We start from the raw sequence: 12,058 nt of genomic DNA, 5'->3' as shown, positions 1-12,058 counted from the left end.
GGTGAGGGACCGGTGCGCCTGGTGGGCGGTTGGGTGGTCAGCAGGCCCAGAAGGAGCCGAGGTGAAGTCGAGCCTGCCCAAATCCAAAAGTTGAGTGATTTAGTCAATCTTTTGCAGCGCTGAGGTGACAGGTTTCTACCGTGTATCGACTTTGTCAACGGCTCGGGACGGTCCGGTACATGGGCTCCGGAGCTCCCGCTCGCGTCCGCGCGGCGCTCGACGTCGACGGCGGCACGCACTGCGCGAGACGCCGGCCGGCGGTGGGAGTTCCGCGGAGGGCGGACCGGCTCCGCCCCGGACCACCGCGCCGGATCCGGCCGGCAACGACGCCTTGGCACAAGCGAATCCCAGGGTTCCGGTAACCGCCGGACCGGACCGGCACCCCGCCTCCCTGACGTGCGCGTCGACCAGTTGCCCGACGAGCCCGCGCGATACCGGCGCGCGCGTGACGTGCCCGTCGGCACGGTCTTCGGGCTGGTCCCCGCGCTGTCGAAGCAGCCCGGCCACAGCGCCCGGTCCACTCCTCGGGGAACGCGTGGCACGCCTTCGGCCCGGGGCGAAGCGCACCCTTCCCGGACTTCCTGTCCGCGAAGACCTTCCGGCACCCGGCACCCGACGGCGCTCACCGCCGTCACGGCCGCCGGAACGCTGCCGTGGCTGCTCTCCGTACTGCTCGTCCGTACGCTGCCGGCCATGCCCCGGCCCGTGCCGGAGGTCCGCGTGCCGCTGCTCCGGCCGCGGTCCGGATCACCCGGCGGCCGAGGACACCGCCCGGGAGAGTGCACCCGACGTGGTGTGACACATGGCCGGGCCGGTCGGGTGTGCCGGCCGTCGGGCCTTCGTCATCCTCGGAGGCGTCCGGACCTCAGCGCGCCGACAGACGTGGCCTCAGCGTCGTCCGCCATCCACATGGCAAGACGGCGTGGCATCCGGAGTGACATCTTCCGTATATTCGTATACATGCATGCATCGGCTCCGCTCCTGTGCCTCGCGCTCTTCGCGTGCTCGGCGTGGTGCGTCGACGACGGCCTCTGTCCCCGCTGAGTCTCCGGACCGGCCGCGTGATTCCCGCCGCCGATCCGCCAGCGTCCGCCGCCCCGTGCACACCACCCTCGGAGATCTTCCGTGACCACCGCTCCCCCGGCCGGGTCGCCCCCGGCCGCGCCGCCGCGCGCGACCACCCCTCTGTTCGCTCCCTCACCCACCTCCTCGGAACGTCCGAAGGCGCCGCCCCTGCCCCCGGTGCGGCGGACGCCGCTTGCCGTGTCCGGACTGCTCGCGGCCGCTCTCACCGTGTACGTGTGGTCCGCGCACGGCGCCGAGCCGGGCGTGCTGCTCCTGCTCGGCCTCGGCCTGGGCGTCGCCCTCTTCCACTCCCGGTTCGGCTTCACCTCCGCCTGGCGGCAGCTGGTCGCCGTGGGCAACGGGACCGGGCTGCGGGCACACGCCCTGCTCCTCGGTACCACGGCCACCCTGTTCGCGCTGCTCATCGGCACGGGGACCGGGCTGTTCGGCTCCCAGCCCGCGCCGTCCGCCGGACCGATCGGCGTCGGTCTGTTCGCCGGTTCGGCGCTGTTCGCGATCGGCATGCAGCTCGGCGGCGCCTGCGCCTCGGGCACCCTCTTCGCGGTCGGCTCGGGACAGACGTCCATCGTGCTGACCCTCGGCGGCTTCGTCGCCGGCGCCACGCTGGCCGCCTGGCAGTTCGACCTGTGGAAGGACCTCCCGGCCTGGGAGCCCGTCGTGCTGTCCGATCACATCGGCTGGTTCGGCTCCTGGGGCGTCACCATCGCCGCGCTGCTCCTCGTGGTGCTGGTCAGCCGGCGCATCCAGGCCCGCCGGAACCCGCCGCCGCTGGGCGCCGTCCCCTCGGCACGCCGGGCCGCCGTCCGGGCCGTCCGCGGCTCCTGGCCCCTGGCCGTCGGCGCCCTGGCGCTGGCCGTGCTCGGTGCGGGGGTCCTGCTGGTGTCCGGCGGCGCCTGGGGCGTCACCAGCGCCTTCAGCCTGTGGGGCTCGGAGCTGGTGGGCGCCCTCGGGGGTCACCCGGAGAACTGGACCTGGTGGCAGCGGCCCGGCAACGCCGAGATGCTGGCCGGTCCGGTGCTCGCCGACAAGACCAGTCTCACCGACATCGGCATCATGATCGGCGCGGCCGTCGCCGCCGCGCTGGGCGGCACCTGGGCGCTGCACCGGGGCATCCCCTGGCGTACCGCCGTCGCGGCGGTGCTCGGCGGTGTGCTGATGGGCGTCGGCGCCCGGCTGGCCGGCGGCTGCAACATCGGCGCCTACCTGGCGGGCATCGCCTCGGGCAGCCTCAGCGGCTGGCTGTGGGGTGCCTTCGCGCTGGCCGGCACCTGGGTGGGCCTCCGGCTGCGGCCGCTGTTCGGCCTCGGCAATCCCAAGCCGGGCGACGGCGTCTGCTGACGGGGGGCGCCCGTGCGGCGCAGGTGCCGGAGGGGAGCGTGGTGACGCGCCTGCCTTACGTCCGGGGTAATCGCCTCGGCCTGTCCGCGCGGGCAGGCTTGCTGATGCCTCCGCGTCGACGGGACGCGGAACGAGACGAAGGGGCAGTCATGTCGACAGCCGCCTCCCTGAGCACGCGCACCGTGGTCGAGGAACTGCTGCAGAGGATCGGCGGGGGCGATCCCGAGCACATCGCCGAGCTGTACGCCGAGGAGGGCGACTGGAAGCTGGACTGGCCGGAGGCCGAGCACGGGCGCCCCGCCACCCCGTGGATCCGTCACCGTTCCACCCGGGCCGACGCGGCTGCCCACTATCGCGAGCTTGCCGAGCACCACGTGCCGGAGCACGCGGCCACCGAGGTCGAGCGCATTCTGATCGACGGAAACGACGCGGTCGTGCTCGGAGAGATCCGCCAGACCGCCCGGTCCACCGGACGTGCGTACCGCGCCCGGTTCGCCCTGCACCTCACCGTCGAAGGCGGTCTCGTCACCCGGCATCACGTCTACGAGGACAGCCTCGCTGTCGCCCAGGCGTTCGAAGCGGAGGCTCGGTGAAGGGCGGTACGGCGCCCACCCCGCCCATGGGGCGGACGACCGGCAAGAGCATCGGCGCCGCAGGCTCCCGCCCCGCCGGCGTGCCCCCGCCGGCCTGGTCCACCTCCGCCGGCACGGCGCCCTGGCACGGACCGCCGCCGGGTTCGGCACATCCGTCGGCGCCGCCCCCGTCCACGTGACGGCCGTCGTCGGCCGTGCCGGTCCCGGCGCCGCCTCCCGGGTGACCACGTCGATCGGACGTCTTCCGAGCCAGGACCTCACCGCGACCCGGCCGGGGCCGGAGACCCTGGACCTGCCGTTGCCGTTGCCGTCGTCGTTCGTGACGAGCCTGGTGGTGGTGACACCAGGCTCGTCACGCTCTCCCCCGTGCCACCGGTCCCCGGCCAGGATGATCGACATGAGCCGACGCACCATTCTGATCACCGGCGCGAGCCAGGGCCTGGGCCGTGGCATCGCCCTCGAACTCGCCGAGCGGGGCCACACCGTTCTGCTGCACGGCCGCGACCGCGCACGCGTCGAGGCGGCGGCCGCCGAGGTGAGGGCCGCCGTCGTCGGCGCCTGCGTACGCACCTACCTCGCGGACCTGGCCGACCTCGACCAGGTGCACGACATGGCCGCCCGGATCCGCGCCGCCGAACCCCGCCTCGACGCACTGGTCAACAACGCCCTCGCCGGCGGCGGCGCGGAGCCCCTCCGCCGGGAACTGAGCCGGCAGGGACACGAGCTGCGGTTCGCCGTCAACCACCTCGCCCCCTACGCCCTCACCCGCGACCTGCTGCCCCTGCTCACCGCCTCCGCGCCCGCCCGCGTGGTCAACGTCGCCTCGATAGGGCAGGAAGCCGTCGACTTCGACGACGTGATGCTGGAGCGGGACTACGAGGGTCTGCGCGCCTACTGCCGCAGCAAGCTCGCGATGATCATGGCGACGTTCGAGCTGGCCGCCGCACTGGAAGGGACCGGAGTCACGGTCAACACCCTCCACCCCGCGCACCTGATGGACACCGCGGGAGTGCGCGCGTACGGCCTGACCCCGGTCACCGGCATCGAGGAGGGCGTACGGCCCACCGTGCGGCTGGTGCTCGATCCGGATCTGGAAGGCGCCACCGGGCGTTACTTCGACCAGTTCACCGACGCGCGCGCCCACGAGCAGGCGTACGACCCCGAGGCCCGCAAGCGCCTGATGGCACTGACGCACCATCTCCTGGACCTGCGCCCGCCCCTCGGGTGACGCCCCCGGCCCCCGGCACGGCACCCGCGGAAGGCGGCCGGGCAGCGGGCGCACCCACGGCGACCGGCGGGCCGTGCGGGCGGACGGTGGACCCCTCGCGAGGACGGGGAACGGCCTGGCGGGTCGGACGGGCCGGTGGTCTCACGGGATCTCCCCCGCCGCGAACGTCTCGATCAGCTCGGCCACGGCTTCCGGCGCGCTGTAGTGCGCCGCGTGCGCCGCGCCCGGTACCTCGGTCGCGTGACCGTCGGCGACCAGCCGTGCCACGCGCCGGGTCCAGGCCGCGGAGGCGAGGGGGTCACCGGCCCCGCGCACGACGAGCGTCGGCACGACGACGTGGGCCAGATGGCCCTCGAACGCCGTGGCGGCGTCCCGCAGCGCGTGGCGCAGGGACGCGACGACCCGCAGGGGGCCGGTGAGCAGGTAGTCCGCCGCGGCCACCCCGAGCAGGGAGAGCGGTTCCCGGAACGCGTCCGCGAGCAGCCGGCCGCCCTGGCGCCGGACGGGCACACCCGGTGTGAGCGCCGGGCCGAGCAGGACGAGCCGGTCGGCCAGAGCCGGGTGGCGGGCGGCGAGGGCCGCGACCACCTGGCAGCCGACCGAGTTGGCCACCAGCAGACCCGGTCCCGGCACGCACTGCCGGTGCCAGCGGGCGAGGACGTCGGCGGCCCGCACCACGTCGGGCATCCGGCGCACCACGGTCCGTGACCGCGCGTTGCCCGGCAGGTCCGGCACAAGCACGGTGAGCCCCCTCGCCGCCAGCCGCCGCGCCAGCGGTACGAAGTAGCGCCCCGACAGTCCCAGTCCGTGCACCAGCACCACCGTCGGCGCACCCGCGCACGGCGGAGGACCGAAGGCACGGGTGAAGAGACCGGCGTGGATGCGCTGTTCCATCCCTTCAGCATCACCCCTTCGGCGACTCCCACACCGTCGGCCTCGGCTCGGGGCGGCGGGACCCGACGAACCGGATCCGCCGGCGCACCCGCGCACGGCCGGTCCAGCGCGAACGGCGCGTTGCGCGGGGCGGGCACGTCCCATGGCAACGATCCGTTCGTCACTCCGCGCGCCCTGCCGAACCCCGACGACCGCGGAAATGATGTGCGGACCGCACGTGAGCCAGGCGAATCCGCGCATCCGCCCCCGGCGGGTGGGCCTGCCAGGGAAGGATCCCACCTTGTTGCTCCTCATCTCTCCCGACGGCGTCGACGAAGCCCTCGACTGCGCCAAGGCGGCCGAGCACCTCGACATCGTCGACGTCAAGAAGCCCGACGAGGGCTCGCTCGGCGCGAACTTCCCCTGGGTCATCAAGGAGATCCGCGACACGGTTCCGTCGGACAAGCCGGTCTCCGCCACGGTGGGGGACGTGCCGTACAAGCCCGGCACGGTGGCCCAGGCCGCGCTCGGTGCGGCCGTGTCCGGAGCCACCTACATCAAGGTCGGCCTCTACGGGTGCACCACCCCCGAACAGGCCGTCGAGGTCATGCGAGGGGTCGTCCGGGCCGTGAAGGACTACCGGGCGGACGCGTTCGTCGTCGCCTCGGGCTACGCCGACGCCCACCGCATCGGCTGCGTCAACCCGCTCGCGCTGCCCGACATCGCCGCCCGCTCCGGCGCCGACGCCGCCATGCTCGACACCGCGGTCAAGGACGGGACACGGCTGTTCGACCACGTCCCGCCCGACGTGTGCGCCGAGTTCGTGCGGCGTGCTCACGGCGCCGGGCTCCTCGCCGCACTGGCGGGCAGCGTCAGGGCCGACGACCTGGGTGAGCTGGCTCGTGTCGAAACGGACATCGTCGGGGTGCGCGGGGCGGTCTGCGAGGGGGGCGACCGCAACGCGGGCCGGATCCGGCCGCACCTGGTGGCCGCCTTCCGGGCGGAGATGGACCGGCACATCCGGGAGCACGCGGCCGCCGCCGCGGCGAGCTGACCGCCGCCGTGGCGACCGGACGTCCCCACCACGCGCCCGGTGACCGGGGCGGTCACTTCACCGTGCCCGGCCCTTCGCGGGTGCCGAGGACAGCGGTGCCGGCTGTCGCGGGCGGACCTCGGAGGCTCCACGGGAACCTCGGACCGTTCGTCGTGCACCGACCCGAGGAGGCATGAAGTGAGGTTCGGCGCGGCGGTACTGCGTTCGTACGGGGGCCCCTTCACCGTCGAGGAGGTGATGCTGGCGGAGGGGCCGGCCGAGGGCGAGGTCCTGGTCCGGATCGCGGGATGCGGGATGTGCCGCACCGACCTCGCGGTCCGGCGGTCGGCGGGCCGTTCGCCCCTGCCGGCCGTCCTCGGGCACGAGGGATCGGGAGTCGTGGTGGAGACGGGGAGCGCGGGTACCGGCCTGCACGTCGGCGACCACGTCGTGCTGAGCTTCGACTCCTGCGGACACTGCCGCAATTGCAGGGGGGCGGCCCCTGCCTACTGCGAATCCTTCGCCTCGCTGAACCTCTTCGGCGGGCGCGGGGAGAACGCCGCACGGTTCACCGACGCGGCCGGCGCCGCCCTGGCGCCTCGTTGGTTCGGCCAGTCCTCGTTCGCCGAGTACGCGGTGGTCCCGGCCCGCAACGCCGTCCGGGTCGACCCCTCCCTGCCCCTGGAACTGCTCGGACCGCTCGGCTGCGGCTTCCTCACCGGCGCCGGAGCGGTCCTCAACTCCTTCGGTGCCGGCCCCGGTGACACCCTCGCGGTCTTCGGCGCGGGGGCGGTGGGCCTGGCCGCGGTGATGGCGGCCCACGCCGCCGGGGCGGTGACGGTGGCCGTCGACCGGCATCCCGGTCGGCTGGCCCTCGCCGAGAGTCTCCACGCCCTCCCGCTGCCCGCCGCGTCGGACGACCTGCCCGACCGCATCCGGCGGCTGACCGGAGGCGGGGTGATGTACGCGCTGGACACCACGGGATCCGCCAGGCTGATCAACGACGCGCTCCGGTCGCTGCGTCCGACCGGCCGCCTCGGACTCGTGGCCCGGCTCCACGCCGCGCTGCCGCTCGAACCGGGAACGCTGGACCGCGGACGCGGCATTTCCCACATCTGCGAGGGCGACGCCGTTCCCGGACTGCTGATCCCGCGATTGACCGCGCTCTGGCAGGCCGGGCGGTTCCCCTTCGACCGGCTGATCCGCACCTACCCGCTCGCCGACGTCAACAAGGCCGAACACGACTGCGACACGGGCCTCGTCGTCAAGCCCGTACTGATTCCGGACGGACGGGAGCGACGAGCGGGGTGTTCCACGGCACCACCCGTCTGACCTGCCGTCCCCGAGCGACGTCAGCCCGCACTCGAACCAGGGAGAACGCATGGTCGACACGGCGCCGCGCAGCACCGGTGCGGACGGCGTGGAGGGAGGGGTCGGCCTGACCGCCCTTCTGGTCGCCGCGGCACGGGCGATCGAGACCCACCGCCCGGACAGCCTCGCCCAGGACGTCTACGCGGAGCACTTCGTGCTCGCCGCCCCGGCGTCCGCGCACTGGCCGGTCCGCCCGGAGCAGGCTCCGGACGGGGACGCGAACCCGCTGTGGGGGCGCTTCGCCCGCTACTTCGGTCTGCGGACCCGCGTCCTCGACGACTTCCTGCTCCGGTCGGTCCGGACCGGCGCCCGCCAGGTGGTACTGCTCGGGGCGGGGCTGGACGCGCGGGCGTTCCGGCTCGACTGGCCCACCGACTGCGTGATCTTCGAGATCGACAGGGGTGGCGTCCTCGGGTTCAAGCACCAGGTGCTCGACGCGCTGGCGGCCGTACCGAGGGCGACGCGCGTGCCGGTCGCGGTCGACCTGCGCGCCGACTGGGCCGGTGCGCTGACGGCGGCCGGCTTCGACCCGGCGGCCCCCACCGCGTGGCTGGCCGAGGGGCTGCTGTTCTACCTCCCCCGCGCGGCCGAGGCCGGCCTGATCGGCACGGTGGACCGGTTGAGCGCGGCGGGCAGCGCCCTGGCGTTCGAGGTCAAGCTCGAGAAGGACCTGCTGGCGTACCGGGACAGCCCGCTGTACACGTCGACGCGGGAACAGCTCGGCATCGACCTGCTCGACCTGTTCAGCAAGGAGCAGCGGCCCGACTCCGCGGCCTGTCTGGCGCGTAGTGGCTGGTCCACCTCGGTCCGTACTCCCTTCGACTTCACTCGCCGGCACGGACGCGGTCCGCTGCCCGAGGAGAACGACGCGCTGGCGGGCAACCGGTGGGTGTTCGCGGACAGGCCGGAGCGGTAGCGGTCCGGTGGTGATCCCGATCCGCGGTTCCGGGCGAGGCCGCCGGGGGTGCGCGGGGGTCCCGCGCCGCGGCGGGCTCCCGCGTCCGGGCACGATGATGTCCGGACACACCCCGTTTCATGCGCGGACGCGTGGACTCCCTCCCTTCGTGTACGAAGTGCCGCGCTTTCCCGCCGGAGCGGGCGGAACGCCCGGATAGTGGGTCAGCCGCCGGGGCGTCGCCCCCGGCGTGTCCGTTCCGCAGCAACGTCCACAGCAAAGGCAGGGATGCGTCATGACGCCCACCACCGAGGCGACCGACCGCGTCGAGCTGGTCTTCTCCCTCTTCGACGCCGACGGGAACGGCTACCTGGAGCCCTCCGACTTCGACCTGATGAGCGAGCGCGTCGTGGCCGCCGTACCGGCTGCCGACGAGGCCAGGAGGAACAGGCTCGCCGGTGCCTTCCGCCGCTACGGCGAAACGCTCCTGAACGAGCTGGACGCCAACGGCGACGGCCGTGTCAGCCCCGCGGAATTCACTTCCGTCGTCCTCGACCCGCAGCGGTTCGACGCCGCCGTGGACGAGTTCGCCGAAGCCCTCGCCGCGATGGGCGATCCGGACGGCGACGGCTTCGTCGGCCGCCCCGAGTTCGTCGCGCTGATGATCGCGATCGGCTTCGAGCGTCCCAACATCGAGGCGCTCTTCCAGGCCTTCGGTCCGGACGGGGAGGACCGCATCCGCGTGTCCACCTGGGCGGACGGGATCAGGGACTACTACCGGCCCGAGAAGTCCGGCATCCCCGGCGACCACCTGGTCACGACGGGAACCCGGTGACGGCGACAGCCTGACCGGGAAGCCCTCACCACCGGCCTCAGGATCCGCCCGGTCCTTCCCCGCGCCGTGGACGCACGCGGTGCCCGGACACGGCCCCGTCCGGGCATCGACGGGGGTGTTCCGGGCACCCGCCTGCCGTCCTGCCCACCTCGACGTACGGAAGAAGAGGTCATGACGAAGACATCGGAGGAGCAGAGCCACCACCGTTTCTGCAAGGCCTGCGGCACGCCCGCCGGGGACGGGGACCTGTGCGAGCACTGTGGCTCCGTCCTGGAACTCCCGGACGGTTCCGGGCTGGTGGAGGACCAGGGCGCCGCGGTCCGCCGGGACTTCGAGGGACGCGACGCATAGCGGTGCGTGGCGGCGGAGGAGGCTCCTGTCGGCCTCGCGCCGCCGTCCCGCGGTGACCGTCCGGGTGACGGTCGAGGACGGTGTACCGGCCCTGTGGCGACGGTCGGCACGCCCGTGGTGCCCGGTCCGGGGAGCTCCTTCCCCGGACCGGGCACCACGCCCGTGTGCCGCGGGAGTCCCGGCGGGCCGCCCCCCGCGACGAGCGCGGTGCCCCGAGTGCCGGCGCCGCGCCGGAGGCAGCTGGTTGAAAAAGACTTTGCCCGTGGCCGATTCCACGCGGTGGGCACCGGACCCCCGGCTGGCAGAAGGTATCGCAAGAGCAAAGCATGGCTGAAAACGGGAGGTGCCGTATGCCCTTCCCGTTGCGGCCGCATTGACTGCACTTGCTCCCGCGGCGCACGCTCGGAATGTAGATGGCAACTACAACTGGTTCGCCCGGAAGCCTGCTCGCAGTCGCAAAACACCTGGTCGAGCGGAGCGCCGGGCGGACCGACGCAGGAGGTAGCGTATGTGCGGCATCACCGGCTGGGTCTCCTTCGACCGCGATCTCGGCACCGAGACGGCGGCGCTGGACGCGATGACCGAGACGATGGCCTGCCGCGGACCGGACGACCGCGGCGTCTGGGCGCAGGGAGCCGCCGCGCTCGGCCACCGCAGGCTCGCCATCATCGACCTGCCCGGCGGGCGGCAGCCGATGAGCGCCGACACCCCGCAGGGCACGGTCGCGCTGGTCTACTCGGGAGAGACCTACAACTTCACCGAACTCCGCCGTGACCTCGCCGACCGCGGGCACCGCTTCACCACCGACTCCGACACCGAGGTCGTCCTGCGCGGCTACCTCGAGTGGGGTGACGCGCTCCCCGAGCGCCTCAACGGCATGTACGCCTTCGCCCTCTGGGACGGCCGCGCGGACAAGCTGGTCATGGTCCGCGACCGCATGGGCATCAAGCCGTTCTACTACCACCCGACCGCGGACGGCGTGCTGTTCGGCTCCGAACCCAAGGCGATCCTCGCCCATCCCCTGGTCCGCCGCCGGGTCCGGCTCGACGGGCTGCGCGAGCTGTTCACCATGATCAAGACGCCCGGTCACGCCGTCTGGGACGGCATGCACGAGGTCGAGCCCGGCACCGTCGTCACGGTCGACCGCTCGGGCGTGCACCGGCGCCGCTACTGGGACCTGGAGACCCGGCCGCACACCGACGACCAGGACGCCACGATCGCGCACGTCCGCTCGCTCCTGGACGACATCGTGCGCCGTCAGCTCGTCGCCGACGTACCCCGCTGCACCCTGCTGTCCGGCGGACTGGACTCCTCCGCGATGACCGCGCTCGCCGCCCGGCAGCTGGGTGAACACGGGGAGAAGGTGCGCAGCTTCGCCGTGGACTTCGTGGGCCAGGCGGAGAACTTCGTCGCCGACGAGCTCCGCGGCACCCCCGACACCCCGTTCGTGCACGACGTCGCCCGTGCCGCGGGCACCGACCACCAGGACATCGTGCTGGACGCCCAGGCCCTCGCCGACCCCGGGATCCGCGCCGCGGTCATCCGGGCCCGCGACCTGCCGGCCGGCCTCGGGGACATGGACGCCTCCCTGTACCTGCTCTTCCGGGCCATCCGCGAACACTCCACCGTGGCCCTGTCCGGCGAGTCCGCCGACGAGGTCTTCGGTGGCTACCTGCAGTTCTTCGACGAGGAGGCACGCCGCGCCGACACCTTCCCCTGGCTGGTGTCGCTGGGCCGCCACATGGGGGAGGACACGGACGTGCTGCGTCCGGACCTGACGCAGCGCCTGGACCTGGCCGCGTACGTGGCCGACGGCTACCGCGACGCCGCGGCCGGCGTCCAGCGCCTGGACGGCGAGAGCGACTTCGAGTACCGGATGCGGCGGATCTGCCACCTGCACCTGACCCGCTTCGTGCGCATCCTGCTCGACCGCAAGGACCGCGCCAGCATGGCCGTCGGCCTGGAGGTCCGCGTCCCCTTCTGCGACCACCGGCTCGTCGAGTACGTCTACAACACCCCCTGGGCACTGAAGTCCTTCGACGGCCGGGAGAAGAGCCTGTTGCGCGAGGCGACCGCGGACGTGCTGCCGAAGTCCGTGTACGACCGGGTCAAGAGCCCCTACCCGTCCACCCAGGACCCCAAGTACGCGGCGGCTCTCCAGGAGCAGGCCAAGGACCTGCTCACCCGCACCGGCCACCCGGTCTTCGACCTGGTCGACCCCGACCGCCTGCGGCGGGCCGCCGAACGGGAGGCCCCGATGAGCGGCCAGGCGGACCGGCGCGGGCTGGAACGAGCCCTCGACCTCGCCCTCTGGCTGGACCTCTACGAGCCCGAGATCGACCTGAGCTGAACGACGGCTCGGCCGTCACCCGCGACCACGCGCCCGTCGCCCATCCCCCGCGACCATGCGCCCGTCGCCCGTCGCCCGAGCGTCCCATGCCGCGCCCGCCCCGTC

Annotated in this window: 10 protein-coding genes; 9 read left to right on the top strand and 1 reads right to left on the bottom strand. The window is 73.4% G+C overall.

Features of this window, described 5'->3' with window-relative positions; all coding sequences use genetic code 11:
* Positions 1-1,125 precede the first annotated feature (1,125 nt).
* The 3 genes from JHAT_RS26885 (at position 1,126) to JHAT_RS26875 (ending at position 4,245) form a co-directional block, all read left to right on the top strand.
* Positions 1,126-2,424, top strand: coding sequence for a YeeE/YedE family protein (locus tag JHAT_RS26885; RefSeq protein ID WP_077800856.1), 1,299 nt, complete (start codon positions 1,126-1,128; stop codon positions 2,422-2,424).
* A gap of 149 nt (positions 2,425-2,573) precedes the next feature.
* Positions 2,574-3,017: a nuclear transport factor 2 family protein gene (locus JHAT_RS26880; RefSeq protein WP_077800855.1), complete on the top strand. Its 444-nt coding sequence runs from the start codon at positions 2,574-2,576 to the stop codon at positions 3,015-3,017.
* Between the two features lie 397 nt (positions 3,018-3,414).
* Entirely contained in the window at positions 3,415-4,245 is an 831-nt protein-coding gene (locus JHAT_RS26875) for an SDR family NAD(P)-dependent oxidoreductase (protein WP_077800854.1), read from the top strand.
* A gap of 141 nt (positions 4,246-4,386) precedes the next feature.
* Here the strand turns inward: JHAT_RS26875 and JHAT_RS26870 are convergent, their stop codons facing one another.
* Positions 4,387-5,139 carry an alpha/beta fold hydrolase gene (locus tag JHAT_RS26870; protein ID WP_077800853.1) on the bottom strand — a complete coding sequence of 251 codons (753 nt, stop codon included), beginning with the start codon at positions 5,137-5,139 and terminating at the stop codon, positions 4,387-4,389.
* A gap of 280 nt (positions 5,140-5,419) precedes the next feature.
* Here JHAT_RS26870 and JHAT_RS26865 point away from each other — a divergent pair, with 280 nt between their 5' ends.
* The 6 genes from JHAT_RS26865 to asnB all read left to right on the top strand — a co-directional run bounded on the left by JHAT_RS26865 (position 5,420) and on the right by asnB (position 11,953).
* Positions 5,420-6,172, top strand: a complete 753-nt coding sequence (locus JHAT_RS26865; RefSeq protein ID WP_077800852.1) for a (5-formylfuran-3-yl)methyl phosphate synthase — start codon at positions 5,420-5,422, stop codon at positions 6,170-6,172.
* A gap of 177 nt (positions 6,173-6,349) precedes the next feature.
* Positions 6,350-7,483, top strand: a complete 1,134-nt coding sequence (locus JHAT_RS26860; RefSeq protein ID WP_077800851.1) for an NAD(P)-dependent alcohol dehydrogenase — start codon at positions 6,350-6,352, stop codon at positions 7,481-7,483.
* 49 nt (positions 7,484-7,532) lie between these two features.
* Entirely contained in the window at positions 7,533-8,438 is a 906-nt protein-coding gene (locus tag JHAT_RS26855; RefSeq protein ID WP_077800850.1) for a class I SAM-dependent methyltransferase, read from the top strand.
* Positions 8,439-8,712: 274 nt separating this feature from the next.
* Positions 8,713-9,252 carry an EF-hand domain-containing protein gene (locus JHAT_RS26850; RefSeq protein WP_077800849.1) on the top strand — a complete coding sequence of 180 codons (540 nt, stop codon included), beginning with the start codon at positions 8,713-8,715 and terminating at the stop codon, positions 9,250-9,252.
* A gap of 171 nt (positions 9,253-9,423) precedes the next feature.
* The gene (locus JHAT_RS26845; RefSeq protein ID WP_077800848.1) at positions 9,424-9,603 is read left to right on the top strand and encodes a hypothetical protein; all 180 of its coding nucleotides are present in this window, start codon (positions 9,424-9,426) and stop codon (positions 9,601-9,603) included.
* 508 nt (positions 9,604-10,111) lie between these two features.
* Complete coding sequence (gene asnB / locus JHAT_RS26840; protein ID WP_077800847.1) at positions 10,112-11,953, top strand: asparagine synthase (glutamine-hydrolyzing); 1,842 nt, start codon at positions 10,112-10,114, stop codon at positions 11,951-11,953.
* Positions 11,954-12,058: the final 105 nt, after the last annotated feature.

The sequence above is a fragment of the Streptomyces sp. JHA26 genome (genome assembly GCF_002005565.1).
Lineage (GTDB): Bacteria > Actinomycetota > Actinomycetes > Streptomycetales > Streptomycetaceae > Streptomyces.
The sequence above is the reverse complement of the archived record's forward strand: the minus strand, read 5'-3'. Positions and strand labels throughout refer to the sequence as shown.

Bases quoted from the DNA above. Each gene is read 5' to 3' on its own strand.
- JHAT_RS26880 (WP_077800855.1), top strand. From the start codon at position 2,574: ATGTCGACAGCCGCCTCCCTGAGCACGCGCACCGTGGTCGAGGAACTG.
- JHAT_RS26870 (WP_077800853.1), bottom strand. From the start codon at position 5,139: ATGGAACAGCGCATCCACGCCGGTCTCTTCACCCGTGCCTTCGGTCCT.
- asnB (WP_077800847.1), top strand. From the start codon at position 10,112: ATGTGCGGCATCACCGGCTGGGTCTCCTTCGACCGCGATCTCGGCACC.
- JHAT_RS26845 (WP_077800848.1), top strand. From the start codon at position 9,424: ATGACGAAGACATCGGAGGAGCAGAGCCACCACCGTTTCTGCAAGGCC.
- JHAT_RS26855 (WP_077800850.1), top strand. From the start codon at position 7,533: ATGGTCGACACGGCGCCGCGCAGCACCGGTGCGGACGGCGTGGAGGGA.
- JHAT_RS26850 (WP_077800849.1), top strand. From the start codon at position 8,713: ATGACGCCCACCACCGAGGCGACCGACCGCGTCGAGCTGGTCTTCTCC.
- JHAT_RS26875 (WP_077800854.1), top strand. From the start codon at position 3,415: ATGAGCCGACGCACCATTCTGATCACCGGCGCGAGCCAGGGCCTGGGC.